Raw genomic sequence first — 26521 nt, 5'->3', positions numbered from 1 at the left:
GCTTGATCCAGGCGATGTCGTCACCGATGGTCCGCACCTTCCAGCCGTCGAAGGCGGCCGGGGGCACCATCATGGCGAAGTTGGTCTTGCCGCAGGCGGAGGGGAAGGCGGCGGCGACCCGTGCAGTTCCATCCGGAGGTGGTGCACACCCCACATGGCGACGCGCTGATCCGCAATTTCCTGTTCTCCGTTTCCGGCCTGTCGGGCAGCTGGACCATGGCCGCCTTCAAGGCCCAGGCCATCGAGAAGATCCGCGCCCAAGTCGGCACCGGCAAGGTCATCTGCGGCCTGTCCGGCGGCGTCGACAGCTCGGTGGCCGCCGTGCTGATCCATGAAGCCATCGGCGACCAGCTGACCTGCATCTTCGTCGACACCGGCCTGATGCGCGCGGGTGAGGCGGATGAGGTGGTGACCCTGTTCCGCGACCACTACAACATCCCGCTGGTGCATGTGGACGCGGCCGACCTGTTCCTGGGCAAGCTGGCCGGCGTCAGCGACCCGGAGGTGAAGCGCAAAACCATCGGCGCCACCTTCATCGAGATCTTCGATGCCGAGGCCAAGAAGATCGGCGGCGCCGGCTTCCTGGCCCAGGGCACGCTCTACCCCGACGTCATCGAAAGCGTCAGCTTCACCGGCGGCCCCAGCGTCACCATCAAGTCGCATCACAATGTGGGCGGCCTGCCGGAGCGCATGAACCTGAAGCTGGTGGAACCGCTGCGCGAGCTGTTCAAGGACGAGGTCCGCCGCCTGGGCGTGGAGCTGGGCCTGCCCAAGGCCTTCATCGGCCGCCACCCTTTCCCGGGCCCGGGCCTCGCCATCCGCATCCCCGGCGAGATCACGCTGGAGAAGCTGGACATCCTGCGCAAGGCCGACACGGTCTACCTGGACGAAATCCGCAACGCCGGCCTTTACGATGACATCTGGCAGGCCTTCGCCGTGCTGCTGCCGGTGCGTACCGTGGGCGTGATGGGCGACGGCCGCTCCTACGATTACGCCTGCGCGCTCCGCGCCGTGACCTCGGTCGACGGCATGACCGCCGACTACTACCCCTTCCCCCATGAGTTCCTGGGCCGGGTGGCCACCCGCATCATCAACGAGGTGCGCGGAATCAACCGCGTGACCTACGACATCACCAGCAAGCCGCCGGGCACGATCGAGTGGGAATGATTTTTGCCTATCCGGGCATATCCAAAACCACGCTAGCGTGCGACCTAACGCACTGATAAAAATAAATATTCCTGTCGATATCTATCGATGCCTATTGGTGGGCAGAGATCGCGGCCGTCGGCCCCGTTGACGGGCCTTGGCCATATTGATCGCGACGAAATTTGAAAGTACCGTCAAGGGAGATGAGGCTCCTGACGGTACTTTTTTGACTCTAAGCTGCTGACAATACGCAGACTTTTCCGGCGAGAGCCCCCCAAAAACGCGCGACGGTACTTTTTTGGAGGTGGCATAGCATGTTGACGGATGCAGCGATCAAAGCGCTGAAACCCAAAGAGAAAATGTACAAGGTGACGGACCGCGACGGCATGTATGTGCGTGTCGCGCCATCTGGTGCGCTCTCGTTCAGGTTGGACTACCGGCTTAATGGTCGACGCGAGACAGTCTACCTGGGCAAATACGGGCGAGATGGAATCTCGCTGGCCCGAGCCCGGGAGCTGTGCCTGGACGCGCGGCGGGCGATCAGCGAAGGTCGTTCACCGGCCATTGAGAAGCAGCGCGAGAAGCGTCGGATCAAGGAAGCCAAGAGCTTCGGCGAGTTCGGCGAAAAGTGGCTGGTGAATGCGCCGATGGCCGACAGCACCCGAGCGATGCGTCGCTCTATCTTTGAACGAGAGCTACTGCCGGTTTGGCGCAACCGTCTGCTTACTGAGATCACGCCGGACGATCTTCGTGCGCAATGCGGCAAAATTGTCGATCGCGGCGCGCCAGCAACGGCGATTCACGTCCGGGATATCCTGAAACAGATCTACGGCTTCGCGATCTTGCACGGCGAGAAGGTTGCCAATCCGGCCGATGACGTCGGACCAGCATCGATCGCGACGTTCGCGCCGAAGGATCGGGCGCTGTCGCCTGCGGAAATTCGAGTGATGTTGAAGGAGTTGGAAAAGGTCGCGACGTTGCCGACGATCCGGCTCGGAATGCGGCTCTTCTTGCTGACGATGGTGCGCAAGAGCGAACTGCAGGACGCGGTGTGGGATGAGGTCGATTTCGAGAACGCTGTTTGGACGATTCCCAAGGAGCGAATGAAGCGGTCGAAGGCGCACAACGTCTATCTCTGCCGCCAGACTCTCGACATTATGATTGCGCTCAAGACCTGCGCCGGCAACTCCCGGTATCTACTACCTTCGCGCTACGATGCCGACGCTCCAATGTCTCGAGCGACGTTCAATCGGGTCACTTATTCAGTTGTGGAGCAGGCCAAAGAAGATGGGCTGCCGCTCGAACCGTTCACGGTACACGATCTGCGGCGAACTGGATCGACCCTACTAAATGAGTTGGGCTTCAATCGCGACTGGATCGAAAAGTGCTTGGCGCACGAGGATGGCCGGTCTTCCCGTGGCGTCTACAACAAGGCGGAATACGAGGTCCAGCGCCGGCACATGATGCAGGAGTGGGCGGATACGGTGGACGCATGGGTGGATGGTCGTAGGCATGCCCCCACGCTAATGCCTGCAGCTATGCCTTTGATGGAGCTTGATCCCGCTCTCTGACTGGACGGGATCTGCGCTTGGTGACGTCGGGGTGTTGCGCACGACGGATTGGGGCGGTCCGTCGTGCGATCAACCAAGCCTCGACCTCGGCCAGATCCCACACGATACAACGTGGCGAGAGCGCGAACCGCCGGGGAAATTCGCCGCGCTGCTCCATTTCATAAATAGTGCTGTCGGCCATGGGCACCATCTCCCGCAACTGTTGTCGCCGGATGGTTCTCCGCAGTTGCGTTGGTTCGATCTTTGCCATTCTGAAATCTCCTGCATTGCTGAGGCGATTGAGAATGATAGATGCTGATACTGGAAGCCCCTTCGAAACGCCGTGCGGTATTTTCGGGCTATAGCGTACACATCGGCGGCTTTTTCCTGACTGCTAGGTGCAGCATAGGGCTGAACAGGCGCTGGACGAGATCGCAACGTGTTGGGCCTACAACGAGGGGGCGCATTCAGTAACGCGACTCCCTTCAAAATCCGGTTCCGATAGGAGTGTCGGTTCGATTCCTCGAGGCGCTCTGTCGCCGACCGAATACCTCAAAGCCGGAACTGGGGCACAAGATCTTCCCCTATGCCTCTCTTTGAGGACTATTGCCCGCCCTTTGCAGCCTTCTTCCTGTATTTCCCCCACCGTGGGAATCTCGCTCCGAAGCTGCATTGGAGTTAGCTGGCATTCGCTGCCTTAGCCCCCAGGCAGTTGATAATCGTGGAAGTCGAGGGGCCGCTTGTAGGGCTGTCGGCCCTCGGGCACCGGCGAGTCCCACACGTCCCAGCATACATCTTTAGCGGGAGCAGGACGTCGAAACTCCCTCGTGGACCTTTCGGGCCGCGTCGGAAGCTTGTGAACGCTATTCCTTGGCTTGCAATCCCTTGAGCAGGAGGTCCACCATTCGGATCGCGGACTGCTTCCACTCCGCATTGGCAGTATGGTTCGCTACGCCTGAAATGGCGCGCAGTAGGTCTATCGGCTCAACATCAATCCGATAGCCGCCGGTCTTGACCGCGCGATCGACCAGTGCGGTGACGGGAGGGGCCAGGCGGCCCGGTGTTCCGCTGTAGAGGGCATCCGGGCCCCCGATCAAGGTGTTCAGTGCCTCCGCCATTCCGTGCTTGGTATCGAGGAATTCTACGAACAGCAGCAACCATTCGCGCAGGGCCGTTTTGGGCTCTCTCTGATCCATCAGCTTCACGGCCGCGTCGATGAGCGTGTCTGTTTCCTGCCGATACACTGCCTCGATCAGCGCGTCGCGGGTCGGAAAGTGGCGATAGAGCGAGGCGATGCTGACATTCGCCTCGCTTGCGATTCCCTCCAGACTGGCGGTTGCGCCGCGTTCGGCGAAGGCGGCCTTGGCGGCCGCGATAAGGCGCGCTCGATTGCGTTCGCCGTCTGCCCGTGGGCGCCGTGTCGAGGTGGAATTAGACTTTTGACGCATGTCCGTCACTTCTCTTGATAAGCGTAGGCACCCTACGTATATAAGCGTAGGCACCCTTCGTTTGTTGTATGTTCGCGCCGGCAAGATGCCAACCCGTACCTCACGAGCACTGGCCCCCTCCGGATCAAGGACCTTGTGCCATCCGGAGAAACGTCGCGGAAAGTTGGAGCAATAGATGCGATTTGTTGAAGTTGAACAGTCAAAGGTGGCCTTCCAGGTCGATGGATCTGGGCCAGGTTTGATGCTGGTGCATGGCACAGGCGGTAATTCTGAAACTAATTGGGCGCCTCTGGTCGCAAATATTGCCGAGACACGCACGGTCATTCGCCCGAATTTTTCCGGGTCGGGTGAGACTGTCGATGACGGCAGGCCGCTTACTGTCGCTCTACTAGCCGCCCAAGCGGTCGCCGCCGCAGAGGAGGTTGGCACAGCACCTTTCGACCTGGTCGGCTTCTCGCTGGGATCCGCGATCGCAATCTACATAGCAGCCGAATATCCCGATCTTGTGCGCTCCGTGACCTTGATCGCGGGATTAGCAGACAGCGCGGACCCACGGTTCAGACTGGAGATGGAGCTTTGGCGGGATTTGATCCGCACCGATCGGCGATCAATGGCCCGCTTGCTTTTGCTCGCCGGGTTTAGTCCCGACTTTCTGTCGCAAATGGATCCGCAGACGACCATTCAAACCATCGAGGAGATCGTCGCAGAAAACAACTGGGAGGGGATGGCGCGCCAGATCGAACTTAACATGACGCTGGACGTGCGCGACCAAGCGAGGCGCATCACAAAACCCGCATTCATTATCGGTTGTACGCACGATCAGATGGTCCCACCAGCCCATGCGCGTGGCCTCGTCGATATGATTCCCAACGCCCGATATCTGGAGATCGACACAGGACATCTCGCAACGTTGGAACGTCCAGCCGAGATCGCCGGGGCCATACTCGACTTTGTGGATGACGTTCCCGGAGCCTTGGTGAAGAACCATGGTTGAAAGTCGCTCGCTAGGGACGCGCGGTTTTGGCCTGTTCCTCATCGCCTTTGCGCATCTGATCATGGCGATCGACTTCACCATCGTCTATGTTGCGTTGCCCCGGATTGGAATTGAACTCGGCTTCTCCGAGAACGGTCTGCAATGGGTCATGCATGGCTACACGGTCGTCTTCGGGGGCTTCCTGCTCCTGGGCGGCCGGGCTTCTGATCTTCTCGGACGCAGGCGCTTGTTTATCGGGGCGCTTGTTCTTTTTGCGGCCGCGTCGTTGCTGGGTGGCCTTGCGACATCACCAACGCTGATCGTCGTGGCGCGCGCGATCCAGGGGCTGGGTGCAGCGCTGCTCTTCCCGTCGACGGTAGCGCTTGTCAACGTGCTGTTCGCAGAGGGACCGGAACGCGTGCGTGCGCTCGGCATCTGGGCCTTATTCGGCTCGTGTGGTCTGACACTCGGGTCGCTGATCGGAGGCGTGCTCGTAAGTCTGTTCGGCTGGCCCTCGGTTTTCCTGGTGAACGTTCCTCTTTGCCTCCTGACGGCTGCGGGCGCCCTTGTTGCGATACCTGGCGATCGACCGTCGCATGCCAGGCGCAGTTTTGATCTGCCGGGTGCCGTGACCGTTACGGCGGGTGCGACGTTACTGGTCTACACGATCGTTCATGGCGGTCAGGCAGGTTGGGCCACGGCATCGACGGCTGCTCTGGCACTACTGGCGGTGTTCGTGCTCGTTGCCTTTGTGGGCATCGAAGCGCGCGGCCGCGACCCGTTGATGCCCTTGCGCTTTCTGAAAAATCGCAACTTGTGCGTGGGCATGGGGCTGACAGCCCTCTACATGGGCACCTTCTTCGCGTTGCCGTATTTTGAGACGCTGCTGTTTCAGGATGCATTCGGCTATTCGCCCATGCAGACCGGGCTCGCGTTTCTGTTGCCATGCATCCTCCAAGCCGCCGGAACGCAGATCGGCACGCGCATGACCAACAGGCTCGGCGTGAAGCCGACGATCATTGTGGGCTTCACAATCGGTGCGGCGGGGACGGCGGCCATTGCGGCATGCCTCGTCCCTGGCGCCGGCTACGTGGATCTCGTCGCTGGCCTGCTGATCGGCAGCCTTGGACAAGGCATTGCCTGGGGACCGATCTGGATAGCGGTCGGCTCAGATATCGCCGACGAGGAGCAGGGGGTCGCCTCCGCCATGGCTTCCACGACATTTCAAGTCGGCGGCGCCATCGGCTTGGCTTTGCTGATCGCGGTTTCGTCGTTCTTCGCCGATCCTGGCGCGACTGGAACCGAGGCGATGATCCAAGGCATACGCTACGCGATTACAGCAGCGGCTTTGGCGGCGCTCCTGGGCGCGGTCTTCGCTCTTCTTCTTCGCCCACAACGATCTTCGGCCAAGACCGTGCCGATGACCGAATTTTGATAGGGCTTGCCTCGTGCAGCCGTTTGAAAGCGACGCGTTCCCGCATTGAGGGGGCGCAATGCTGACGCAGGGGGCGAGGTGCATTGACGCCTGACCTGTGCAGCAGCTGGGTCAGCGTTGCGCAAAACCATATATGCCTACGCTGGTACCGGGGCTGTCCACCCCGTCACCGTCAATTGCTCCATTTTTCGTGCCTAGCGCGTCCCGCACGCGGAGGACGTCGCGCTTCGGAGGCGTTTTGAACAGCCGTCCATATTCGCGAGTGAACTGCGAGACGCTTTCGAAGCCGACATCGAGCGCCGCACTCGTTGCCGAAAAGCCATGCTCCAGCATGAGCCGGCGCGCCTCGGTCAAGCGCAGCCGCTTCTGGAACTGACCTGGAGTAAGCGATGTCATCTGCTTGAAGTGCTTGTGAAAGGCTGTGAGGCTCATCCCAGCAACCGCCGCGAGTTGATCCACTAGAATCCTTGATCGATAATCTCGCCTTATCACCGCGATAGCAGCGCCAAGACGGCTCGCATAGCTCGTTGGGTCGGCAAGCGCCCGAAGCGCTTCACCGTGCTGGCCGGACAGAAGCCAATAATGCAGTTCGCGCGTGATCCCTTCATGAAGAAGCGGAATTGCTTCAGGTCGATCGAGCAGACACATCAGGCGCAATGCACAATCCATTACGGCATTATTTGTGTTCTCGGAAAACAGTGTGGGTGTCCGGGACGTTCTTGCAGCCCGGACAGCGCCCAGGTGAGCGGTCAATTCACCAAGAACCCCCTGCTGAAGTTCGACGGCAACAGCGAGATAGGGCTTGCTCGGGCTAGCTTGTACAACGCGGCCTACTACCGGCATGTCGGCGCTCACGATAATTGATTGCCCAGCGGAAATGGTTCGCTGCTCACCACCCACAGTCATTGCCTTTGCGCCCTGCAGAACTAGGCAAACCAGCGGACGGTAGACAGAGTGAAGATCGCCGCGCGGCGTCTCGACGCACATCATCCGCAGCCCGGGAACAGATGTCAGCGCAAGACCATCCGGATTTGCGTGGGTAAAGGCATAGCTCCGTACGGCCTCTTTAAGCGCGTCCATGCATCTCTCCAATGATCCGGTCGAATATAGGCTGAACCCGAATAGAAATCACCTAAGCTACAGGATTAGGCAAACTTCACGCATAGCTCGGCAAGTTTCTGATCCGCCCGAACCGTATGGATGTCCCTGCAGCTTTATCGAGCAGAAAGGAACTCCGATGGCTGAACGAAACGATGTACCACGACGGGCCGTGCTGACGGCGGCAGCGCTGGTTCCCGCTGTGATGGCGGTGGGCACGGCCAATGCTCAGACCACTCGGCCTGCGCAAGCATCGAACGGGAAGGTCGCACTGGTGACGGGTTCTTCCAGGGGCATCGGCGCCGCGACCGCCAAGCGCCTTGCGCGAGACGGCTACGCGGTCACGGTCAATTGCGTGGTCAACCGTGACCTTGCGGCAGGCGTCGTCCGCGAGATCGAAGCCTCCGGTGGACGCGCTGTCTGGGAACAGGCGGACGTCAGCGATCCGGCTGCGGTCCGTCGTCTCTTCGATGCGAACGACCGTGCCTTTGGCGGCGTCGACGTGGTGGTGAGCAACGCCGGCATCATGCGGCTCGCGCCCTTCCGCGATATGACGGATGAGCATTTCGACAGGATGCTCGCCGTCAACGCCAAAGGTAGCTTCAACGTGCTGCGCGAAGCATCGCGGCGTGTGCGTGAGGGCGGGCGCATCATCACGCTTTCTTCGAGTATCGTGCAGCTTCGGTCCCCGACCTATGGACCCTATGCGGCGACCAAAGCGGTCCAGGAAATGTATGCGGGTGTCCTCGCAAAGGAACTGGGCGCACGGAAAGTCGCCGTCAATGCTGTGGCGCCGGGGCTCGTTAACACAACCCTCTTCACCGACGGAAAGACCCCTCAGCAAATCCAAGGCTTCATCGATCGCACACCCATGGGCCGTATCGGCGAGCCCTCCGATATCGCCGATACGATCGCTGCGCTCTGCAGCGGCGATGGCGCATGGGTCAGCGGACAGACAATCTTCTCGAACGGCGCCGTCGTCTGACAGACCCTTGGATCAAGTGGAGTGCATGTTAATGAAAACAGTAGGAAATACCATTCTCTTCACCGGTGGGGGGTCCGGGATCGGGCGCGAGTTGGCGCAGCGCTTTCACGACCTGGGAAACGCCGTGATCGTCGCGGGGCGGCGCAGGGAGGCGCTTGAGGAGACGATCGCCGGCCGGGAGCGGATGTCCGCCTTGACTCTCGATGTCGACGATCCCGAGGCCATCATGGCCTTCGCCAGACGCGTGGTCACCGAGTATCCAGAGCTCAATGTCCTCATCAACAACGCGGGCATCATGCGCAGCGAGGATCTGACGAGACGCCGCGATCTCGCTGACGCCGAAGAGACGATCGTCACAAATCTGCTCGCGCCGATCCGGCTCATCAATGCGCTGATCGACCATCTGGCGGTGCAACCCGACGCCGCGATCATTAATGTCTCGTCGGGCCTGGCCTTCGTGCCGCTGAGCGCAACGCCAACCTACAGCGCCACCAAGGCGGCGATCCATTCCTACACGGTATCCCTGCGCACGCAGCTCAAGGGCAAGGTCGATGTGATAGAATTGGCTCCCCCAGGCGTCCAGACGGAGCTCACGCCCGGTCAGTCCGCGCGTGACGGATATATGCCTCTAGATCAGTTCGCGGACGAGGTAATGACGCTGTTCCAGCAGCAGCCCACGCCGGGGGAGATCCTGGTGGAACGCGTCAAGCTCTTGCGTTGGGCGGAGCGGGATGGCCGCTTCGATCAGGTCGTCGGAATGCTCAGCGCTCGCTGAGCAGCGATGTAAGTCGATGTCCGTTTCGCAGAGGACCCGAAGGTCACCAAGGGCGCTAGTCACCTGGCAGCAGCAAGCCATCATTGATGTGACCAACGGCAGAAGCTTGCCTTCCGAGAAACTGGGGGGCCAGGGCATTCACTACGACTGGTTCTTCGCGATCATGGCCCGCGGCGGCAAGCGGGCGGACATTCGAGATTACGTTGAAACGCGGGCATTGGTGCAAGCCTCGCAGTCGCGCCTGTCCGGGCTGGCGTAGTCCAGGGCATTCGCGGTTTTCGGGCCGGTCAAGGGACGACGAGGTACATGGTCGCAAGGTCGCCAATCCGAGATACGCAGCTGGAGCTGGCGGTACGTGTTGATCGAAAGCCTGCGGCCGATGCCTGATCTTGCGTTTGACCTACGCCACCTACGGGATGCGATGCTCGTCGCTCAGCACGGCAGCCTCCGGCGGGCGGCAGGGGCAGCGGATGTCTCCCAGTCGACTCTGAGCCGGCGCGTTCGGTCCTTGGAAGATCGATTGGGCATCGTGCTTTTCGAACGGACCAGGATAGGCTGCCGACTGACGCTTACGGGGGAGCGGTTCTTGCGCGATGCCGAGTTCGGGGCGGCACATTTATGCAGGGCTGTCGGTGACGTCGCCCAGATAAAGAAGGGCTTTGTCGGCACGCTGCGGATCGGCGTCATGGCTTCGCTTGCGGATGGGAAGCTCGCTGATCTGCTCGCGACCTACCATGAGCGATTTCCCAAAATCGAAGTGAGGATCAGCGAGGGTACGTCGCAGGCGCATCTGATCGGAATGCTGAACGGCAGGCTCGATGCCGCATTCCTCGTTGGTAAACCCCGCTCCCCCGACTGTGATAACAGGCACCTCTATGAAGAAGCGCTCTTTGCCGCGCTCCCCGCCAGCCATGCGCTAGCAGGGCGGTCGCATCTTACCTGGGAGGATCTGCGCGATGAGACGCTCCTCGTGATGGCCGATGGATCTGGTCCGGAGGTGGAGGGCATCATCTTGCGCCACATCTCGGGCCCAGGCTTCCGACCCGAGATCGTCGTCCATCAGGTCGGGCGCGACAATCTCTTGAACATGGTTGGCAAAGGCTATGGATTGACGCTTGTGATAAGTTCGATCCTTGGCGCGGCCCATCCTGGAGTGCGGTTCGTCTCGATCGAGCCGGCACAGACAGTCTCTTGGAATGTCGTATGGCCGAAGAATAACGCGAACCCGACGCTGAAGCGGCTGCTGGAAATTTGTGAAGCGGTTGTCGGTCCGGCGACTACTGCGTTGTAGGAATATCGTCTCAGCAGTTCCCGCGGACGCTGACGCTGTGACCTCGGTCGAGGGCTCCGGCGCTGACCTCGAGAATGGAGCGCCCGATTAAACAGCCTCCTCAATTTGCGAAACGATCATCGTGGTGACCCGGCAACGGCGACACGATGAAGCTGGAGCATCGCGGCCACGAACTGGCCCGACCGTGACGAGCGGCAGCCGGTGATCGACGCGACGGACCAGCATTTCGCTAAGCAGATCGGCTTAGCTCCATAGCTGTGACGCACAGGTATTTCGCAGATGGTCGACGAACGCGGTGAACGCCCTTGTTGGGTGGCGTGACGGCAAATAGTAGAAACAAGGGCCGTCGAAAGTAAGCGAATAGTCTTCAAGCAATCGCACCAATTGCCCGGACGCGAGTTGCGCTGCCACGTGATGCATGGGGACGTAACAGATCCCCGCCCCACGCACAGTCGCCGCGACGATCGCGGGGAGACTGTTGCTCACCAGCATTCCATGCGGCTCGATCGTCACGACGCGGCCCTCGTCCTCGAATTCCCAGCGATAAACCCGGCCATTCGCGAAGCGCTGGCGGATACAGCGGTGTTGCATCAAATCTGCCGGCCTCTCTGGTAACGGATGTGCGGCAAGGTAGGCAGGTGCTGCTACGGCGGCGAGCGCGGCGTGTGGCGATATCGGGATCGCCACCATATCAAGCGGAACGTCATCACGGAATCGAACTCCAGCGTCAAAGCCGCCTGTTGTGAGGTCCACTAACGCCGCGTCCACTGCCAACTCAATCTCTACAAGAGGATGACGTTCCTGAAATTCCGCTATACCGCGGTCCAGGAGAAGTACGGCGCCATGTTCGGTCGTCGTGATACGAATACATCCGGAAAGCTGGCCAGTCTCGTCCCGCAGTTCGGCGATGGCGCTATCCACGCTGAACAGCGCTGGCCGGAGCCGTTCAGCTAGCCTTGCTCCAGCGTCTGTGAGGCCGACACTCCGCGTTGTCCGATTGAGAAGGCGTGCGCCGAGCCGGGTTTCAAGCGCCCGCATCGCATGGCTAAGCGCGGACGGCGAAAGGTCGAGCAGAGCCGCAGCACGGCGAAAACTGCCTTGCTCCGCGATCGCGAGAAAAATGGCGAGATCGTCAAGCCGCGGCCTCATTGGTGAAAATCCTTCATCACGCTGCGCAAAAATACCCTTATTATGCTTGAAGGTAGAATTCCCTATCTGAGAATCCTCAATCAAGCGGCTGAAGCGACGAAGTTGTTCTGCGCGAGCCGTCCGGAGCCACAGATAATGGATCAAGCGGGAACGATAGTGGTCACGGGTGCGTCGAGCGGCATTGGGAAGGCGACGGCCCGGCTTTTTGCGAACAATGGATGGAACGTCGTTGCCGCTATGCGTCGCCCTCTTGCCGAGAAGGACCTGGTCGAGACGGATCAGCTGAAGCTTGTAGCGCTTGACGTGCAAGACGTCGTCAGTGTGCAGGCGGCCGTTGCAACAGCGATCTCGACATTCGGCAAGATTGACGTCTGGGTTAACAATGCGGGCTACGGCACCCTTGGTCCGCTCGAAGCCGCGTCGCGCGAGCAGGTGCAGCGCCAGTATGACGTCAATGTCTTTGGTTTGATCGACTGCATCAAAGCCATCGCGCCCCACTTCCGCGCAAATCGCGGCGGAGCGCTTATAAACGTCAGCTCGACAGGCGGCCTCATGGCCTTCCCCGCCTACGCGCTTTACAACTCCACCAAGTTCGCAGTCGAAGGATTGTCTGAGGGGCTGTGGTACGAGCTGGGCAGGTTGGGCATCAAGGTCAAAATCGTTGAGCCCGGACTAACCAAGACGGACTTCGCAAGCCGTTCCATGGACGTTCTCGATCACTCAGCGCAGCCTGACTATGCGCCGATGATGGAGGCGATTAAAACCACACGTGAACGAAACGCTCGGCGTGCAAGCACACCTGAGGCGGTTGCGGACGTTATTTTCCAAGCCGCGAATGACCCAAGCGACCGTCTCCGCTATCTCGTGGGAGCGGACGCGAAGCAGCTCTGGCGGTTGCGTCGATGGCTTGGGGACCAAACGCAAATTCGCATCGTACGTCGCCTCTTCAAAGCGAGCTGATCAGGAGAATGAATCATGCCAGCGTCGCGGTTCTACCTCCCATTCTTAATAGGAATTTTGGTCATGGGCAGCGCTGCTGAAGCCGGATCTCCTAACCAAGTGCTAGGCACGTGGCGGATGGTATCTGCCCAGCTCGATCCACAGGGAGCCAACGTGCCGGCTTACGGAGCGAAGCCAAACGGATTGCTCAGTTTCACACCCGACATGCATTTCGTCGAAGTATTGACCGACGCGGACGTTCCCCGTTTTGCGTCCGACGCGCGGGGCGAGGGGACGGATGCCGAGAACCGGATTGCTATGGCGAAAACCATTGGCTTCTTCGGTACGTACACGGTGGATGAAGCGGGCGAATTCAGCGGCAATCGAGTCGAGGGATCGACTTTTCCAAACTGGATCGGCACCGTCCGCACTCGCAAGGAGCTGCGCCTCGTCGTAGACGGGGACAACATGACGGAGAACTTTCAGCGTCCGGATGGCACCACGATCGCTATCCGCTGGGAGCGCGTGCGTTAGACACGAAGATGAAATCTGCAGAAGATCGCGGTCGAGAAGAGCATCGCGCTTGACCGGGTAGAGATCTGGTTCGCTGATGAAGCCCGGGGCGGCCAAAAAAACAAGATCATCTGCCGGTGGGCCCGGCGCGGCGGCCGTCCGCACCGCGGGACCAACGCAACGTGTCTACCGACATTTCCGGAGCGATCTTCCCCAAGAGGGCAACGGGGTTGCATCGGTGCCGCCCCAATGCAACCCGCAGCGATGAACCTAGATCTCACCGAAATTGCCGCCGCGGTGGCGCCGGGCGCTAGACGCTCTGGGCAACGCGGAGATTAAAGCGCTTGACAGATCGTTCGGCGCCGAATAGATATTGTTCGGTACCGAATGAAGGAGGAATTTATCATGCCCCATCACAATTCGGCAGGGGCGTGGGCGAAGCGCTATCACTTGGCGAGCCGCGCGGCGATCGAACGCATCTTGCGTCCGTACGATCTCGGCTCGACGCAATGGTATGTCCTGCACCAATTGGTGCATCACGGACCAACGGCTCAGCGCGACTTCCCGAAGTTGCTCCAGATCGAGAAGCCTGCATTGAGCGACGTCGTCAGCGCACTAGTCCGGAAAGGCTTTGTCGCGCAGGCGCCGGACCCAAATGACCAACGGCAACGGATCTTGAGCCTGACTGCGGAGGGTAAAGACCTCTGGCAGCGGCTTCCCGACCCCATCGCCCTCATCTTGGACATCGCGTTCGAGGGTGTGGACGAAGACTCCCTCAGCCTCGTGGTCAACGTCCTTCAGACGGCTACCGAACGACTGAACAAACGCATCAACGAAGGAACTAATGCATGACTATTCTTGTCACGGGCGCGACCGGCCTTGTCGGCACGCGTCTCCTGCCTCGGCTCGTCGAGGCCGGGATCGACGTCCGCGCACTTGTGCGCGAAGGTAAATCACTTCCGGCCGGGGTGTCTCCAGTCGCGGGCGACATCCTCGACGCCCCCTCGCTTGGCGCCGCCGTTGCGGGCGTCGAAGCCATCGTCCACCTCGCAGGCGTCCTTCGCACGCCGGACACCAAACAGATTTGGGACGTCAATCTGGAGGGCACGCGTAATCTGATCGACGCCGCCAAGGCGAACGCGCCCGCCGCGCGGTTCATCATGGCCAGCACCAGCCTCGTCTATAACGAAGATAGCCCCCGGCCGTCGCTGGAAAGCGACGACGTCTCGCCCAAGCGCGACTATCCCGCCAGCAAGGTCGCGGCGGAGAAGCTGCTCCGCGAGAGCGGCCTCAACTGGTCGGTGCTTCGCTATGGCTTTGTCTATGGCGATGACGACGGACATATTGGACAAATCCCACATATCGCACAGCTCCTGAACCTGCACCCAGCGAACCGGCTGAGCATGATCCATCACCGCGATATCGCCACGGTCACCAAGCTGGCGCTTCAGGGAACGTTCGACGGCCACATCGTAAACACTGTCGACGACGCGCCGATGACCATCCTTGAGCTCAGCGCAATCGCGGGATCGCCGGCCGCGCCAAACGCAGCGCCCCTGACCAATCCCTGGTCCGGCGTTGTTGATGGAGCGTTCGCGCGCGGTCTCGGCTTCACGCCCGAAGTCCGCTCCACCTACCAGGCGATGCAGGAAGACGCGCTCTAAGAGCCGCCCTGCACTGGCCCGATTGGTCCACGGGCCTTTGATGTTGGCAGGGCCAACGCCCGCCGCCTCCAAAAACTGATCAGCCACTGGCCTCCCGGGTGATGTCGATCGCCTAGGCACGGAAGCGCTCGTCCGCAAGCCAGCGGCTGATCTTCATCAACCCGTACGAAAGGCGCCACGATGACGAAGGGCCACGCTACGAACACTATAGAGAGCCCGGTCTTGAGCCTTGCCGAGCGCGACCGGCGCTACGCCCTGCTCCGAAGACTGATGGAAACCCTCGATCTGAAAGCCCTGATCGTGTTCGGCCTGCGCGGCAAGGAACGGTTCGAAGGCTACCTTTCGAACGAGAGCATCGAAGGGGTCGTCGTGCTGCCGCTCCGCGGTGATCCGACCTACATCACCTGGACGCATCACCGGATCACCCGCCGTTTCCCGGAAAACATGCGGGGGACGGACTTCTGGATCGACGATGTCCGCGTCGGACCGGCTGGCGGGACCGTCGCGACCGTCCTGAAGGAGCGGGGCCTCGATACCGCCCGCATCGGCGTGGTCGGGCTCGACAGCAAGGCGCCGGGGGAAATGGAAGGGATCATTCCCTTCCGCACCTGGATGGCGGTGCTCGACGCACTGCCGGACGCCACCTTCACCGACGTCTCGCTGGAATTCAGCAAGGCCATTCTCGTCAAGAGCTCCGAAGAACAGCGGCTCGTCCGCCACTGCGCGGCGATCGGCGAAACCGTCAGCCAGGTGATGCTCGACATGGTCAGGCCGGGCGTGCGCGAACGCGACATCTACGCCGCCATCATGGAAGTGATCCACAAGGCCGGCGCCACTACGCCGCCGCCCAACCTCATCATCAGCGTCGGCGCGGACGATGTCGGCTGGGCACCGCCCTTCTGGACATACTGGGGCGGCGAGTCCCGCATCGTGAAGGAAGGCGATCTGGTCCAGGCGGAGATCATGCCCGCCTATGCCGGCCTCGAAACGCAGCAGCAGATGTCGATTGCGATCGAGCCGGTGCCCACTGTGCTGCGCGAACTCGCCACGATCGCCCGGCGCAGCTACGAAATCGGCCGCGACACCGCCCGTCCCGGCATCTCGTTCAAGGAACTGGACGCGGCGATGGCCCAGCCCGCGCAGGACAGCGGTGCGTGGACCCTGACGCCGCTCGTACATACGCTGACGCCGACCGCCCTCGTCGGCCGGATCGGCATAAACATCGACAAGGTTCCGCCCCTGCTGCAGCACGACGGCCTGCGGCCCGTTCCGCTGCTGAACGACATCGAACTGGCGCCGGGCCAGGTCTTCGCTCTCGAACCCGATGCCTGCCGCGACAATCACCGGATCAACCTCGGCGGCACGATCCTCATCGGGGACGACGGCGCGATCGAGCTGAATTCGATCGCGACGGACTTCCACACCGTCGGCTGACCCGGCGCATCCCTGCATTCAGATCTCTGGAGTTCATTCCCATGGAACACACGTTCAAACTGCTGATCGACGGCCGACTGGTGTCGACCCCGCGCACCTTTCCCGTCGTCAATCCGGCCACGGCGGCGCCGTTCGCCGCATGCCCCGATGCCGATCCCGAGCATGTCGAAACCGCCGTTGCCGCCGCCAAGCGCGCGTTCCCCGGCTGGTCGGCCTTGCCGGTCGAACAGCGCGCCGACCGGATCGAGGCGATCTGCCAGGCCATGGAAGTACGGGCGTCCGAATTCACCGCGCTTCTCACCAGCGAACAGGGTGCCCCGCTCAACCAGGCCGGAGCCGAGGTCCATCACGCGATCGAGACGCTTCGCGCCTTCCGCGACATGCGCGTGGAATCCCGCGTGCTGCGTGACGGCCCCAAGGGCAAGGTGATCGAACATCGCACGCCGCTGGGCGTCGTCGCGGCGATCGTCCCGTGGAACTTCCCGCTCGTCCTGCTGATAAACAAGCTTGGTCCGGCGCTCATCACGGGCAATACCGTCATCGTCAAGCCGGCGTCGACAACACCGCTCACGGCCTTGCTGCTGGGCGAGATCCTGGCCGATGTCCTGCCCGCGGGCGTGGTCAATATCCTTGCCGGTACCCATCTCGGCAGCAGCCTGAGCGAACATCCCGACGTTGCCATGGTCACGCTCACCGGGTCGACCGAAACCGGCAAGGCGGTGATGGCGGCGGCGGCCAAGTCGATGAAGCGCGTCACGCTGGAACTCGGCGGCAACGACGTCGTCATCGTGCTCGACGATGTCGACGTGAAGCATGTCGCCGCCCAGGTGTTCAAGGCGGCGATGAGCAATTCCGGCCAGATCTGCGTCGCGCCCAAGCGGGCCTACGTGCCGGCTGCGGTCTACGACGAATTCTGCGACGAGATGGCCAGGCTCGCCGGCGAACTGGTGGTCGGCGACGGCAGCCAGCAAGGCACCCAGATGGGGCCGTTGCAAAACAAGAGCCAGTTCGAACGCGTCCTCGCCCTCATCGAGGATTCGCGGGAGCGCGGCACGATCATCGCCGGCGGCCATCCGCTGGACCGGGACGGCTACTTCATCGCGCCGACGATCGTCCGCGATCTTCCCGACGATGCATTGCTGGTCAGCGAGGAACAGTTCGGCCCCGCCTTCCCGGTGCTGCGGTACGACAACATTGACGACGTGATCGCGCGCGCCAACAACTCAATCTATGGTCTGGCCGGCACGATCTGGGCCCGCGACGTCGACCGGGCGATCGAGATCGCCAAGCAGATCGACTCGGGCACTGTCTGGATCAACCAGCACTTCGCGATCGAACCGACGATTCCCATGCGTGGCGCCAAGCAATCGGGTCTTGGAGCCGAGCTGGGACAGGATGGGCTTCACGAATTTACCCAAGCGCACGTCGTGAACGCTGTCGGATACGGTGATGGAGACATCTCAATTCGAGGAGCAGCGTAGATGGCTGAAGTGAGGATACCTTGCTATTGCGGTACTCATCGCATGTGGGATGAGAGCAAAGCGCTTTTTCCTATGTTGGGTGTTAGTCTGTAGCGCCTCTTAGGGGACTGACTTCGGTGTGGTGGAATCCGTTCTGAAGACTCCAGAACATTTTTGCCAAATGGCGGGGAAGTCCTGGTCCTTCCTCGCACTTCGCTCGCACGAGGTTTGTATCGCGCCATCAGTAGTTAGGCATCCGAAAAACTTCTTAATATCGCTCAGAAATAATATCGAAATATCAAGGCATATCTGCGCTTCCAATGCCACTTTTGATGGAATGTAACCTCGCGTTAGACTTACGACTACTTTTAACCTCGGAATGAAGCCGCAGCAGCGCCAGGCGCATCGTATCGAGCTGCCGTGGGCACCTTATCCACTCGGCGCCTTGCGGCTACAACTCCGAGGGAGAGGCAAATTCTTTTCTCGCCTTTGCGAATCCACGGTCCGTAGCGATGAACCGCTGCACCATTGGGATGATCAGCTTTGCCGGATCGTTGACGGGCTGCCCGGTCGCACGGGCTAGCACCTCAGCGTAGGCAACCAGATCCCGGTGCAGCGCTGCGGGCAACTCGACAGTCACCTTGACCGGCTTCTCGTCGGCGATTGCACCGAGCTTGAGCTTCGTCATCTCAGCCTCCGTAAGGTTCGAGCACGAGATCGCGCGTAACGATTACTCGGACCGGAAAGCCCGCGCGGATCGTTAGCGTGGGTGCGATGTTGAGTTGCCTGCGAACGATCTGCTGACCTGCGTCGTTGATCGTGTCCTGGCCGCCGTTGCGGATCGCCTGGATCAGCCGGTCATCGTCATTCGTGGCGAGTTCCGCGCCGAAGCTGAGCAGCGTCGAGAGCCCGGCCGCCTTGGCGAAATCCCACCAGTGATAGTCGACGCCATCCTGAAGGCCGGCATAACCCTCGGCGTCAGCACCGGGCTGCCGCTCCAGCACGATGCTCCGGCCATTCGGGAAGATCAGGCGGTTCCACACCAGGAGGACGCGGCTTTGCCCGAACTGGACGTTGTTGTCGTGCTGGCCGATGACGCGTGTGCCCTGAGGGACGAGAAGGATGCGGCCGGTCGGGCTGTCATAGATGTTCTCGGTGACCTGCGCGGTGATCTGGCCCGGCAAGTCCGAACGAATACCGGTGATCAGCGCCGCCGAGATGACCGCGCCCGCCTGCAGGATGTTCGGCGATGCCGGCAAGGCGACGCGGTGAGCCGCGACCGTGCGCCGGTCGACGGGTGCGTTGAGGAACGCCTGTTGCCGCTCCTGCGTCGTAGGCGTCGCGGCCGGCGGCGCGAGGCCAAGGCTCGTGAGATCGGGCTGCGCCAGGGTCGGCGTACTCGTCGTTGCCGGCGTCGTGGTGTGCGCTTCCGAGGCTGCAAACAGCCGGCTGGTCCGCGCCGTCTCAATCTCCTGCAGGCGACGCTGTTCTTCCGGGCTGATTCCGGGCTGCACTGGCGCGACGCCGGGCAGCGGCACGGGCTGTCCCCGGTTCTGCGCGCTGACGATCGGCCGGCCAAGATCGCCGGGCAATGGCGGCCCGAGCTGCGGCACGCCGGCATAGTCGCGCGGCAGGCCATGAAGTCCGTCAGCCGTCGAGCGGTTTTCGGTCGAATAGAGTTCCTCGGGCGGCTGCCCGCCGTTGCGGGTCTGGAGCGCATAGACCAGCGCGCCGCCGAGGCCGAGGCTCGCCACCAAGCTGAGTCCGGCTAGCACCTTGCGCGACAGCCGCGTGACACGCGGAGCATCGGCGCGCAGCCGCATCGGTGCGGCTGCCTCCGGCGCAGATCCGGTGAGCGGTGCGCCGGCTTCCACTTCCTCGTTCCGGTCATCGCTCACGACGCGGGTCTCCCGTCGGTGCGGGTGATCCGGACGCGCTTCTGGGTGTTACCGGAACCGAAGCGCAGCTCCGCGGCTGCGAACAGCCGGTCGACGATTATGTAGTTGTTACGGACCCGGTAGTTGACGAGTTCGGACGTACTGGCCTCGGCGCCGACAACGAAGAGCGGCGGCATCTCGCCCTGGCCGATGCCTCGCGGGAATTCGATGAACACCTGACGGCCATCGTCATAGGCCCGTAGCGGCCGCCATGCAGCGCGGTCGCCGGTCACCTCGTAGCGAAAATTGATGCGCGAAAGATCGACGCCGGTCGCCACCGGCTGGGCTGCCTGTGCCTCGGCGTTTTGGCGGCGCAGCGCGATGAGCTGGTCCTGCGGATACTGCCAGGAGACCGAGGCCATATAGGTCCGCTCGGTCGAGCGCAGCTCCATGTGGTAGGTGCGCAGGTTGGTGTTGATGACGAGATTGGTCATCAGATCGGCGCGGGTGGGCTTCACCAGGATGTGGACCTGCAGGGTCGCCCCGGAACCGCTCTGCGTGTCACCGATGATCCAGCGGACCGTATCGCCGGCCGCCACCGGCCCGGAGCCGACGAGCTGCTCGCCCGGCTGGAGCGCGATGTCGGTGATCTGCCCGACGGCGGTGTAGACCTGATAGAGCGCCCCTTGGGTGAAGGGATAGACCTGCATGGAGTTGATGAAACCGTCGCGCACCGGCTGGATGCGGGCGGCGGCATTGGCCTGGTTGACGCGCGCCGTCGGATCGGCGGGTTCGGGCGCTCGCCGCGACTCCTCGACCGGCTTCATCTGTCCGGGCAGCGGAAGCGGCCTCGGCAGTTCGACCACCCTGACCGGCGCCGGCGGATCGACCGTCTGCACGGCGGCAGGCGCGTCGTCGTAGCTGATCTCGGGCGGCCTCTGCGTCGTTGCGCAGCCGGCAAGCGCCGTGGCGCAAAGCAGCAAAGCCGCCAATGTGTGAGTACGGAAAGCCGGTTCTCCGGCTTTACGGAAAATCGGCATCGTCATTGCCCAAGCTCCTGTGACCATGAAATTGCGTTGACGTAAATCCCCAGCGGATTGGCGCGCAGCCGGTCGGCGTTGCGCGGAATTTGGACGACGATGGTGAGGATCGCCGTCCATCGGGTCGTGTTGGCGAGCTGGCCGTTCTCGTAGCGGCGCTCGGTCCATGCGACGCGGAAGCTGCCCGGCGACGCGCGGATCACGCTCGAGACGTCGACGGCGATCTGCTGGCGGCCAACCTTGGCGAAGGGATCGTTCGCGCGCGCGTAGTCGTTGAGCGCCGCTGCTCCCCGGTCTGTTGTGAAGTCGTAGGCGCGCAGCCAGTTTTGGCGGACGATGATGGCGTCCGCCGGGATCGAACGGACCTGCTCGATGAAGCGCGCGAGGTGGAACGCGATCTGGGGGTCGGTCGGTTGGTAGTCCGTCGTAGCCGGCGCGATCGCCTGGGCCTGGCCGAGCCGGTCGGTCTGAACGACCCAGGGAACGACAGTGCCGCGCGCCGACTGCCAGACCAGCGCCGCCGCGAACCCCGCCGACAGGAAGAGGGAGCCGAAGGCCATGTAGCGCCAGTTGCGCGCCTGGACGCGGGCCGAGCCGATGCGGTCATCCCAGACCTGCGCGGCGCGCTGATACGGCGTTTCGGGTTCGGGAGCTTTTCCATAGTGCGTCGAGGGTCGTCGAAACATCAGCGGTCACCTTCGGAGAGATTGATGGAAGAGCCGCCGCCGTGGCTGTCGCCGCTGCGCACCGCATGGACTGTGGTCGAGACGGCGTGGCTCATTTGTTGAGAGCGCTTCATGCGGCGGGCCCAGGCAGGCGGTTGATCGCCGCTACCGGAAGGAGTCGTTGCGGCGTCGTTCGCCGCTTCGGCAACGGTGCCCATGGTCGAGGAGCCCCCGGTCGCCTCGAAGGCGGATCGGGCTCCGTCGGCGAAGCTGGAGCGCATACTCGACGACGCGCGCTCGGCGGCGCGGCGGAGCGGCGATGTGGCTGCGGAACCGGCGGCCCGGGCGACCCCGCCCAGGCCGCTGGCCACGCCCGAGGCGCCCGTCTGCCCTGCGGCGCCCAGGCTGTATGCGGTGGAAGCTCCGCCAGCCAGCGCTGCGCCTCCGCGGGCGGCGGCAGCGGCGCCTCCTGCGAGCGCCGCGCCTCCAGAAGCGACCGCGCCGACAGTCGCAGCGCCGGCGGCGACCATGCCGCCAGCGGCAAGGCCCGTTCCCACCGCAGCGCCGGCGCCGAGCTGCGGGCCTCCGGACACGAGGCCGTTGGCGATGCCGGGGCCGAAGATGCCGAGGCCGAGCAAAGTCAACGCCGCGAGCACGATCGCCATCGCTTCGTCGATCGTCGGCGTGCGGCCGCCAAAGCCTGCGGTGAACTCGGAGAACAGGCTCGATCCGATGCCGATGATGACGCCGAGGACCAGCACTTTGATGCCGGAGGATATGACGTTGCCGAGCACGCGCTCGGCCATGAAGGCGCTCTTGCCAAAGAGACCGAACGGGATGAGCACGAAGCCGGCAAGCGTCGTCAGCTTGAATTCGATCAGGGTAACGAAGAGCTGGATCGCGAGGATGAAGAAGGCGAGCAGCACCAGGCCCCAGGCGAGCAGCATCACCGCGATCTGGATGAAGTTTTCGAAGAAACTCCAGTAGCCCATGAGATCGGAGATGGAATCGAGCAGCGGCCGCCCAGCATCGAGGCCTGTCTGCGCGACGCGGCCGGGCCGCATCATGTCGGCGACCGTGAAGCCGGTGCCGGACGCCTTCAGCCCGAGCCCGGCGAAGCTCTCGAAGATGATGCGGGCGAAATTGTTCCAGTTGCCGATCAGATAGGCGAAGACGCCGACGAAGAGCGTCTTCTTGACCAGCCGCGCCATGATGTCGTCGTCGGCGCCCCAGCTCCAGAACAGCGCGGCGAGCGTCACGTCGATCACGATCAGCGTGGTGGCGATGAAGGCCACTTCGCCGCTGAGGAGGCCAAAACCGCTATCGATGTAGCGGGTGAAGACCTCTAGGAAATGGTCGATGACGCCGGTGTCGCCCATGGTCTCAACGCGCCTCGTTCGTGTGGGAGTCGATGGCCGGTGCGGTCTCGTTGACGGCGGGCTCGCGGGCGGCCGGAGGGTTCAGCGGCTGACCATGCGGGCCTGAGGCTTGCGGCGCAGGCTGCGGCTGAAGGGCCTGCGACGGTTTCAGGAAGCGGTTGCGGTTGTCTGCCCAGGCCTGAAGGCAGGCGGGATCGTGGGTGCCGGCTTCACCGAGCTGCTGGCAGCGCCGCAGCTCGATCTTCAGCGGGTCGACGCCCGTTTCGGTCGCCGCGGCGACGCTGCGATAGAGCGGCGGTTCGTCTTTGCGGGAGAGTTCGATCGCCGTCGCCGTGATCGCAAAGGTCACGAAGCCGATGGCGCCGACACGCGCGAGAATCTTTCCGTCCATCGCCGCGGCCTCAGTTGCTGCCTGGGAACATCTGCGCGTTGCCGGGCTGGTATCCCGCGCCTGGCGTCAGGAAGCGGCGGCGTTGCTCACGGCCCTGTTCCGCGGCCGCCGAGCGCTCCGCCTCGGCAAGCGCCTGGGCGCGGCCATTGGCGGAGACGACGGCGGTGAGATCGGCGAGCTGCTGGGCCTGAAGCGCGAGGAGCTGGTTGCCGGCCTGCGTCGCCTGCAAGGCGCCGGTCGCGCCCTGGCTCTGACCGACCAGCGCCGACATCTGCGTGCGGTTGGTGTCGATATTGCCGACCACGCCCGCCTGGACGCGCATCGCGTCCTGCAGGCCCGATACCGTGTTGTTCCAGCGTTCCTTGGCCTGGGCAACGAGCTGCTGGTCGGACGCGCTCATCGAGGCGCTGCCGGCCCCGTAGTTCGCGCGGAAGGCCTGATCGATGTTCTGGACGTTGTAGGCGATGCGCTGGGCCTCACCGAGGAGTTGTTGGGTCCGCTGAACCGACTGCTGAAGCTGCTGGAGCGAGGAGAACGGCAGGCTCGTGAGGTTGCGCGCCTGGTTGATCAGCATCGTCGCTTCGTTCTGGAGCGACGTGATCTGATTGTTGATCTGCTGCAGCGCGCGTGTCGCCGACAGCAGGTTCTGCGCGTAGTTGGTAGGATCGTAGACGATCCATTGGGCCGAGGCCGGGGCGATCAGCACCGGCGACACCGACAGCGGCGCGGCGAGAATGGCGGCGGCGAACGCCGCGCGGGGGACACGCAGTTTCATGGCTGGCTCTCCAGGTTGGTGAGGTTGGGAATGAGGTCGGCCGCCCAGTCGATGCCGCGATGGCGCAGCCACGCCGGGAGGAAGCCTTCGCGGCCGTGCTCGGTGACGATGCGGTCGATGGCGGCCTGGTCGGTCTTGGAGGATGCCGCGCAGAGCGCGAGCGCGACGTCGGCGAGGCCCAGCTCGAACAGGCGGTTGCCGCGGCGGCTCTGGCAGTAATAGTCCCTCTTGGGCATTGCCCTCGCGAGGATCTCGATCTGCCGGTCGTTGAGGCCGAAGCGCCGGTAGATCGCGGTGATCTGCGGCTCGATCGCCCGTTCGTTCGGCAGCAGGAGCCGCGTCTGGCAGCTCTCGATGATGGCCGGCGCGATGGCCGAGCCGTCGATGTCGGAGAGCGACTGGGTGGCGAAGACGACGCTGGCGTTCTTCTTGCGCAGCGTCTTCAGCCACTCGCGGAGCTGGCCGGCGAAGCCCTCGTCGTCCAGGGCGAGCCAGCCTTCGTCGACGATGATCAGGGTCGGCTCGCCGTTCAGTCGGTCCTCGATACGGTGGAAGAGATAGGAGAGGACCGCCGGTGCCGCAGCCGTCCCGATCAAGCCCTCCGTCTCGAAGGCCTGGACGGTGGCAGTGCCAAGGTGCTCGCTCTCGGCGTCGAGCAGCCGGCCATAGGGTCCGCCGACGCAATATGGCCGCAGCGCCTGCTTCAGGTCGTTCGATTGGAGCAGCACCGACAGGCCGGTCATGGTGCGTTCGGCGACGGGCGCGCTGGCCAGCGACGACAGCGCCGTCCAGATCAGCTCCTTGACCTCGGGCGTGACCTGGATGCTCTCGCGCATCAGGATGGCGACGATCCAGTCGGCGGCCCAGGCGCGTTCGGCTGCCTCGTCGATCCGGGAGAGCGGCTGCAGCGCGACACTGTCGGCCGAGCCCTCGGTCAACCCGCCGCCGAGATCGTGCCAGTCGCCGCCCATGGCGATGGCGGCGGCGCGGATCGAGCCGCCGAAGTCGAAGGCGAAGACCTGCGCCCCGGCGTAGCGGCGGAACTGCAGCGCCATCAGCGCCAGCAGCACCGACTTGCCCGCGCCGGTCGGGCCGACCACCAGGGTGTGGCCGACGTCACCGACGTGAATCGAGAACCGGAACGGGGTGGACCCTTCGGTCTTGCCGTATAGCAAGGGGGGCGCACCAAAGTGCTCATCCCGTTCCGGCCCCGCCCACACCGCCGAAAGCGGGATCATGTGGGCGAGATTGAGCGTCGAGATCGGCGGCTGACGGACATTGGCGTAGACGTGCCCCGGCAGCGATCCGAGCCAGGCGTCGGCCGCGTTGATCGTCTCGGGTATCGCGGTGAAGTCGCGGCCCTGGATCACCTTCTCGACGAGACGGAGCTTCTCCGACGCGACGCGGTGATCGTTGTCCCAGACGGCGATCGTGGCGGTGACATAGGCCTGACCGGCATAATCGGCGCCGAGTTCCTGCAGCGCCAGATCGGCATCGGCGGCCTTGTTGGCGGCATCGGTGTCGACGAGGGCGCTCGCCTCGTTGGTCATCACCTCCTTGAGGATCGCGGCGATCGACTTGCGCTTGGAGAACCACTGCCGCCGGATCTTGGTCAGCAGCTTCGTGGCGTCGGTCTTGTCGAGCAGGATCGCCCGGGTCGACCAGCGATAGGGAAAGGCGAGCCGGTTGAGATCGTCCAGGATGCCGGGCGTCGTCGCGGTCGGAAATCCGACGACCGTAAGGATGCGTAGATGCGCGTCAGCAAGGCGCGGCTCAAGGCCGCCGGTGAGCGGCTGATCGGCGACGAGCGCGTCGAGATACATCGGCGTCTCGGGAACACGGACGCGGTAGCGCTTCGTCGAGACGGTCGAGTGCAGATAGGTCAGGGTCTCGACATCATCGAGCCATGCGCATTCCGGCATAAAGGCCTCGATGAGCTGCAGGATGCGGTCGGTGCGGTCGAAGAAGCCGCGCAGCGCCTCCCAGGCGTCGACGCCGCGCTCGGCCTTGCCTTCGTAAAGCCAGCTCTCCGCGAGCGCGGCATCCTCGGCCGGCGGCAGGAAGGTGAAGGTCAGGAAGTAGCTCGACTCGTAATGGGCCGCGTCCTCTTCGAAGTCGGCCTTGCGCTCGGCATCGACCATGGCCGAGGCGGCGTCAGGAAAGCGGCTCGCCGGATAGGCGCCAACGGCATGGCGCTGCGCCTCGACGAAGATCGCCCAGCCGCTGCCGAGACGGCGGAAGGCGCTGTTGAGGCGGCCCGCGACCGCGACGAGCTCGGCCTGTACGGCGGAATCGAGATCAGGTCCGCGGAAGCGCGCGCTGCGCTGAAACGAGCCGTCCTTGTTGAGGACGACGCCGGGTGCGACCAGCGCCGCCCAGGGTAGGAAATCCGCAAGGCGGGTCGAGGTGCGGCGATATTCGGCGAGGTTCATCATGGCGCGCCTCAGACGTTCAGGTGACCGGGGATGCGGAGGTGCCGGCGACCAACGTCGACGAATTGTGGGTCGCGCTTGGCCGCCCAGACGGCGGCGAAA

The 26521-nt window shown here is 63.0% G+C and carries 25 protein-coding genes and 3 pseudogenes; 14 read left to right on the top strand and 14 right to left on the bottom strand.

The genetic code is table 11. The features are described from left to right. Positions 1 to 121, bottom strand: a pseudogene (locus I55_RS34355) (phosphoenolpyruvate carboxykinase domain-containing protein); the annotation flags it as partial. On the opposite strand from I55_RS34355, the pseudogene guaA reads away from it, so the two are divergent. Beyond that, positions 106 to 1167 (top strand): annotated as a pseudogene (gene guaA / locus I55_RS10375) (glutamine-hydrolyzing GMP synthase); the annotation flags it as partial. The pseudogenes I55_RS34355 and guaA overlap by 16 nt on opposite strands. Positions 1168 to 1460: 293 nt before the next feature. Beyond that, positions 1461 to 2717: a site-specific integrase gene (locus tag I55_RS10370; protein ID WP_044560465.1), complete on the top strand. Its 1257-nt coding sequence runs from the start codon at positions 1461 to 1463 to the stop codon at positions 2715 to 2717. Here the strand turns inward: I55_RS10370 and I55_RS34350 are convergent. Further along, a complete protein-coding gene (locus I55_RS34350; protein ID WP_083901004.1) occupies positions 2683 to 2967 on the bottom strand; it encodes an AlpA family transcriptional regulator in 285 nt (94 codons plus the stop codon). The genes I55_RS10370 and I55_RS34350 overlap by 35 nt on opposite strands. 592 nt (positions 2968 to 3559) lie before the next feature. Then, complete coding sequence (locus I55_RS10365) at positions 3560 to 4144, bottom strand: TetR/AcrR family transcriptional regulator (RefSeq protein ID WP_044560464.1); 585 nt, start codon at positions 4142 to 4144, stop codon at positions 3560 to 3562. 175 nt (positions 4145 to 4319) lie between these two features. Between I55_RS10365 and I55_RS10360 the strand changes: the two genes are divergently transcribed. Together I55_RS10360 and I55_RS10355 are read left to right on the top strand one after the other, a co-directional pair. Beyond that, entirely contained in the window at positions 4320 to 5138 is an 819-nt protein-coding gene (locus tag I55_RS10360) for an alpha/beta fold hydrolase (protein ID WP_044560463.1), read from the top strand. After that, positions 5131 to 6552: an MFS transporter gene (locus I55_RS10355; RefSeq protein ID WP_044560462.1), complete on the top strand. Its 1422-nt coding sequence runs from the start codon at positions 5131 to 5133 to the stop codon at positions 6550 to 6552. The genes I55_RS10360 and I55_RS10355 overlap by 8 nt, the downstream gene beginning before the upstream one ends. Before the next feature lie 111 nt (positions 6553 to 6663). Here I55_RS10355 and I55_RS34345 read toward each other — a convergent pair whose 3' ends face one another. Further along, complete coding sequence (locus I55_RS34345; protein WP_083901003.1) at positions 6664 to 7632, bottom strand: AraC family transcriptional regulator; 969 nt, start codon at positions 7630 to 7632, stop codon at positions 6664 to 6666. Positions 7633 to 7789: 157 nt separating this feature from the next. Between I55_RS34345 and I55_RS10345 the strand changes: the two genes are divergently transcribed. From I55_RS10345 to I55_RS10330, 4 genes are all read left to right on the top strand, one after another. Further along, entirely contained in the window at positions 7790 to 8635 is an 846-nt protein-coding gene (locus I55_RS10345) for an SDR family oxidoreductase (RefSeq protein ID WP_044560460.1), read from the top strand. 31 nt (positions 8636 to 8666) lie between these two features. Further along, on the top strand, positions 8667 to 9410 hold the full coding sequence (locus I55_RS10340; protein WP_044560469.1) for an SDR family oxidoreductase: 744 nt from the start codon (positions 8667 to 8669) through the stop codon (positions 9408 to 9410). Positions 9411 to 9426: 16 nt separating this feature from the next. Next, on the top strand, positions 9427 to 9669 hold the full coding sequence (locus I55_RS10335) for a hypothetical protein (protein WP_044560459.1): 243 nt from the start codon (positions 9427 to 9429) through the stop codon (positions 9667 to 9669). A 120-nt stretch (positions 9670 to 9789) separates the two neighbouring features. Continuing rightward, the gene (locus I55_RS10330) at positions 9790 to 10701 is read left to right on the top strand and encodes a LysR family transcriptional regulator (protein WP_044560458.1); all 912 of its coding nucleotides are present in this window, start codon (positions 9790 to 9792) and stop codon (positions 10699 to 10701) included. A 243-nt stretch (positions 10702 to 10944) separates the two neighbouring features. On the opposite strand, the gene I55_RS10325 is transcribed toward I55_RS10330, so the two are convergent. Next, positions 10945 to 11850 (bottom strand): LysR family transcriptional regulator, encoded by a 906-nt coding sequence (locus tag I55_RS10325; protein ID WP_044560457.1) that lies wholly within the window; start codon positions 11848 to 11850, stop codon positions 10945 to 10947. 42 nt (positions 11851 to 11892) lie between these two features. On the opposite strand from I55_RS10325, the gene I55_RS10320 reads away from it, so the two are divergent. The 6 genes from I55_RS10320 to I55_RS10295 all read left to right on the top strand — a co-directional run bounded on the left by I55_RS10320 (position 11893) and on the right by I55_RS10295 (position 17881). Beyond that, positions 11893 to 12810, top strand: a complete 918-nt coding sequence (locus I55_RS10320; RefSeq protein WP_307718702.1) for an SDR family oxidoreductase — start codon at positions 11893 to 11895, stop codon at positions 12808 to 12810. 63 nt (positions 12811 to 12873) lie between these two features. Continuing rightward, entirely contained in the window at positions 12874 to 13323 is a 450-nt protein-coding gene (locus I55_RS10315) for a lipocalin-like domain-containing protein (RefSeq protein ID WP_044560467.1), read from the top strand. A 384-nt stretch (positions 13324 to 13707) separates the two neighbouring features. Next, positions 13708 to 14154 (top strand): MarR family winged helix-turn-helix transcriptional regulator, encoded by a 447-nt coding sequence (locus tag I55_RS10310; RefSeq protein WP_199902544.1) that lies wholly within the window; start codon positions 13708 to 13710, stop codon positions 14152 to 14154. After that, entirely contained in the window at positions 14151 to 14966 is an 816-nt protein-coding gene (locus I55_RS10305) for an NAD(P)-dependent oxidoreductase (protein ID WP_044560455.1), read from the top strand. The genes I55_RS10310 and I55_RS10305 overlap by 4 nt, the downstream gene beginning before the upstream one ends. A gap of 222 nt (positions 14967 to 15188) precedes the next feature. After that, entirely contained in the window at positions 15189 to 16400 is a 1212-nt protein-coding gene (locus I55_RS10300) for a M24 family metallopeptidase (RefSeq protein WP_159107156.1), read from the top strand. A gap of 41 nt (positions 16401 to 16441) precedes the next feature. Further along, the gene (locus I55_RS10295; protein ID WP_044560453.1) at positions 16442 to 17881 is read left to right on the top strand and encodes an aldehyde dehydrogenase family protein; all 1440 of its coding nucleotides are present in this window, start codon (positions 16442 to 16444) and stop codon (positions 17879 to 17881) included. A gap of 430 nt (positions 17882 to 18311) precedes the next feature. Here I55_RS10295 and I55_RS10290 read toward each other — a convergent pair whose 3' ends face one another. The 9 genes and pseudogenes from I55_RS10290 to I55_RS37985 all read right to left on the bottom strand — a co-directional run. Then, positions 18312 to 18548 (bottom strand): DUF2274 domain-containing protein, encoded by a 237-nt coding sequence (locus I55_RS10290; RefSeq protein ID WP_044560452.1) that lies wholly within the window; start codon positions 18546 to 18548, stop codon positions 18312 to 18314. A 1-nt stretch (position 18549) separates the two neighbouring features. Beyond that, positions 18550 to 19683 (bottom strand): TrbI/VirB10 family protein, encoded by a 1134-nt coding sequence (locus I55_RS10285; protein WP_211100308.1) that lies wholly within the window; start codon positions 19681 to 19683, stop codon positions 18550 to 18552. Between the two features lie 71 nt (positions 19684 to 19754). Next, complete coding sequence (trbG, locus tag I55_RS10280) at positions 19755 to 20777, bottom strand: P-type conjugative transfer protein TrbG (protein ID WP_085939979.1); 1023 nt, start codon at positions 20775 to 20777, stop codon at positions 19755 to 19757. Positions 20778 to 20779: 2 nt separating this feature from the next. Beyond that, positions 20780 to 21463: a conjugal transfer protein TrbF gene (trbF, locus tag I55_RS10275; protein WP_044560449.1), complete on the bottom strand. Its 684-nt coding sequence runs from the start codon at positions 21461 to 21463 to the stop codon at positions 20780 to 20782. Next, positions 21463 to 22821, bottom strand: a complete 1359-nt coding sequence (gene trbL / locus I55_RS10270; protein ID WP_044560448.1) for a P-type conjugative transfer protein TrbL — start codon at positions 22819 to 22821, stop codon at positions 21463 to 21465. Before trbL ends, trbF begins: the two co-directional genes overlap by 1 nt. A gap of 4 nt (positions 22822 to 22825) precedes the next feature. Next, the gene (gene trbK-alt, locus I55_RS10265; RefSeq protein WP_044560447.1) at positions 22826 to 23212 is read right to left on the bottom strand and encodes a putative entry exclusion protein TrbK-alt; all 387 of its coding nucleotides are present in this window, start codon (positions 23210 to 23212) and stop codon (positions 22826 to 22828) included. A gap of 10 nt (positions 23213 to 23222) precedes the next feature. Continuing rightward, positions 23223 to 23987 (bottom strand): P-type conjugative transfer protein TrbJ, encoded by a 765-nt coding sequence (gene trbJ, locus I55_RS10260; protein WP_044560446.1) that lies wholly within the window; start codon positions 23985 to 23987, stop codon positions 23223 to 23225. Next, positions 23984 to 26422 (bottom strand): conjugal transfer protein TrbE, encoded by a 2439-nt coding sequence (gene trbE / locus I55_RS10255; protein WP_044560445.1) that lies wholly within the window; start codon positions 26420 to 26422, stop codon positions 23984 to 23986. The genes trbJ and trbE overlap by 4 nt, the downstream gene beginning before the upstream one ends. Positions 26423 to 26430: 8 nt before the next feature. Next, positions 26431 to 26521 (bottom strand): annotated as a pseudogene (locus tag I55_RS37985) (conjugal transfer protein); the annotation flags it as partial.

The sequence above is a fragment of the Azospirillum sp. B4 genome, assembly GCF_000333275.1.
GTDB lineage: Bacteria > Pseudomonadota > Alphaproteobacteria > Azospirillales > Azospirillaceae > Nitrospirillum.
This window is presented reverse-complemented; position numbering and strand designations above follow the sequence as displayed.

Coding starts and splice junctions, on each gene's coding strand:
- I55_RS10370 (WP_044560465.1), top strand. CDS start 1,461: ATGTTGACGGATGCAGCGATCAAAGCGCTGAAACCCAAAGAGAAAATG.
- I55_RS34350 (WP_083901004.1), bottom strand. CDS start 2,967: ATGGCAAAGATCGAACCAACGCAACTGCGGAGAACCATCCGGCGACAA.
- I55_RS10365 (WP_044560464.1), bottom strand. CDS start 4,144: ATGCGTCAAAAGTCTAATTCCACCTCGACACGGCGCCCACGGGCAGAC.
- I55_RS10360 (WP_044560463.1), top strand. CDS start 4,320: ATGCGATTTGTTGAAGTTGAACAGTCAAAGGTGGCCTTCCAGGTCGAT.
- I55_RS10355 (WP_044560462.1), top strand. CDS start 5,131: ATGGTTGAAAGTCGCTCGCTAGGGACGCGCGGTTTTGGCCTGTTCCTC.
- I55_RS34345 (WP_083901003.1), bottom strand. CDS start 7,632: ATGGACGCGCTTAAAGAGGCCGTACGGAGCTATGCCTTTACCCACGCA.
- I55_RS10345 (WP_044560460.1), top strand. CDS start 7,790: ATGGCTGAACGAAACGATGTACCACGACGGGCCGTGCTGACGGCGGCA.
- I55_RS10340 (WP_044560469.1), top strand. CDS start 8,667: ATGAAAACAGTAGGAAATACCATTCTCTTCACCGGTGGGGGGTCCGGG.
- I55_RS10335 (WP_044560459.1), top strand. CDS start 9,427: ATGTCCGTTTCGCAGAGGACCCGAAGGTCACCAAGGGCGCTAGTCACC.
- I55_RS10330 (WP_044560458.1), top strand. CDS start 9,790: ATGCCTGATCTTGCGTTTGACCTACGCCACCTACGGGATGCGATGCTC.
- I55_RS10325 (WP_044560457.1), bottom strand. CDS start 11,850: ATGAGGCCGCGGCTTGACGATCTCGCCATTTTTCTCGCGATCGCGGAG.
- I55_RS10320 (WP_307718702.1), top strand. CDS start 11,893: ATGCTTGAAGGTAGAATTCCCTATCTGAGAATCCTCAATCAAGCGGCT.
- I55_RS10315 (WP_044560467.1), top strand. CDS start 12,874: ATGGGCAGCGCTGCTGAAGCCGGATCTCCTAACCAAGTGCTAGGCACG.
- I55_RS10310 (WP_199902544.1), top strand. CDS start 13,708: ATGCCCCATCACAATTCGGCAGGGGCGTGGGCGAAGCGCTATCACTTG.
- I55_RS10305 (WP_044560455.1), top strand. CDS start 14,151: ATGACTATTCTTGTCACGGGCGCGACCGGCCTTGTCGGCACGCGTCTC.
- I55_RS10295 (WP_044560453.1), top strand. CDS start 16,442: ATGGAACACACGTTCAAACTGCTGATCGACGGCCGACTGGTGTCGACC.
- I55_RS10290 (WP_044560452.1), bottom strand. CDS start 18,548: ATGACGAAGCTCAAGCTCGGTGCAATCGCCGACGAGAAGCCGGTCAAG.
- I55_RS10285 (WP_211100308.1), bottom strand. CDS start 19,683: ATGCGGCTGCGCGCCGATGCTCCGCGTGTCACGCGGCTGTCGCGCAAG.
- trbG (WP_085939979.1), bottom strand. CDS start 20,777: ATGCCGATTTTCCGTAAAGCCGGAGAACCGGCTTTCCGTACTCACACA.
- trbF (WP_044560449.1), bottom strand. CDS start 21,463: ATGTTTCGACGACCCTCGACGCACTATGGAAAAGCTCCCGAACCCGAA.
- trbL (WP_044560448.1), bottom strand. CDS start 22,821: ATGGGCGACACCGGCGTCATCGACCATTTCCTAGAGGTCTTCACCCGC.
- trbK-alt (WP_044560447.1), bottom strand. CDS start 23,212: ATGGACGGAAAGATTCTCGCGCGTGTCGGCGCCATCGGCTTCGTGACC.
- trbJ (WP_044560446.1), bottom strand. CDS start 23,987: ATGAAACTGCGTGTCCCCCGCGCGGCGTTCGCCGCCGCCATTCTCGCC.
- trbE (WP_044560445.1), bottom strand. CDS start 26,422: ATGATGAACCTCGCCGAATATCGCCGCACCTCGACCCGCCTTGCGGAT.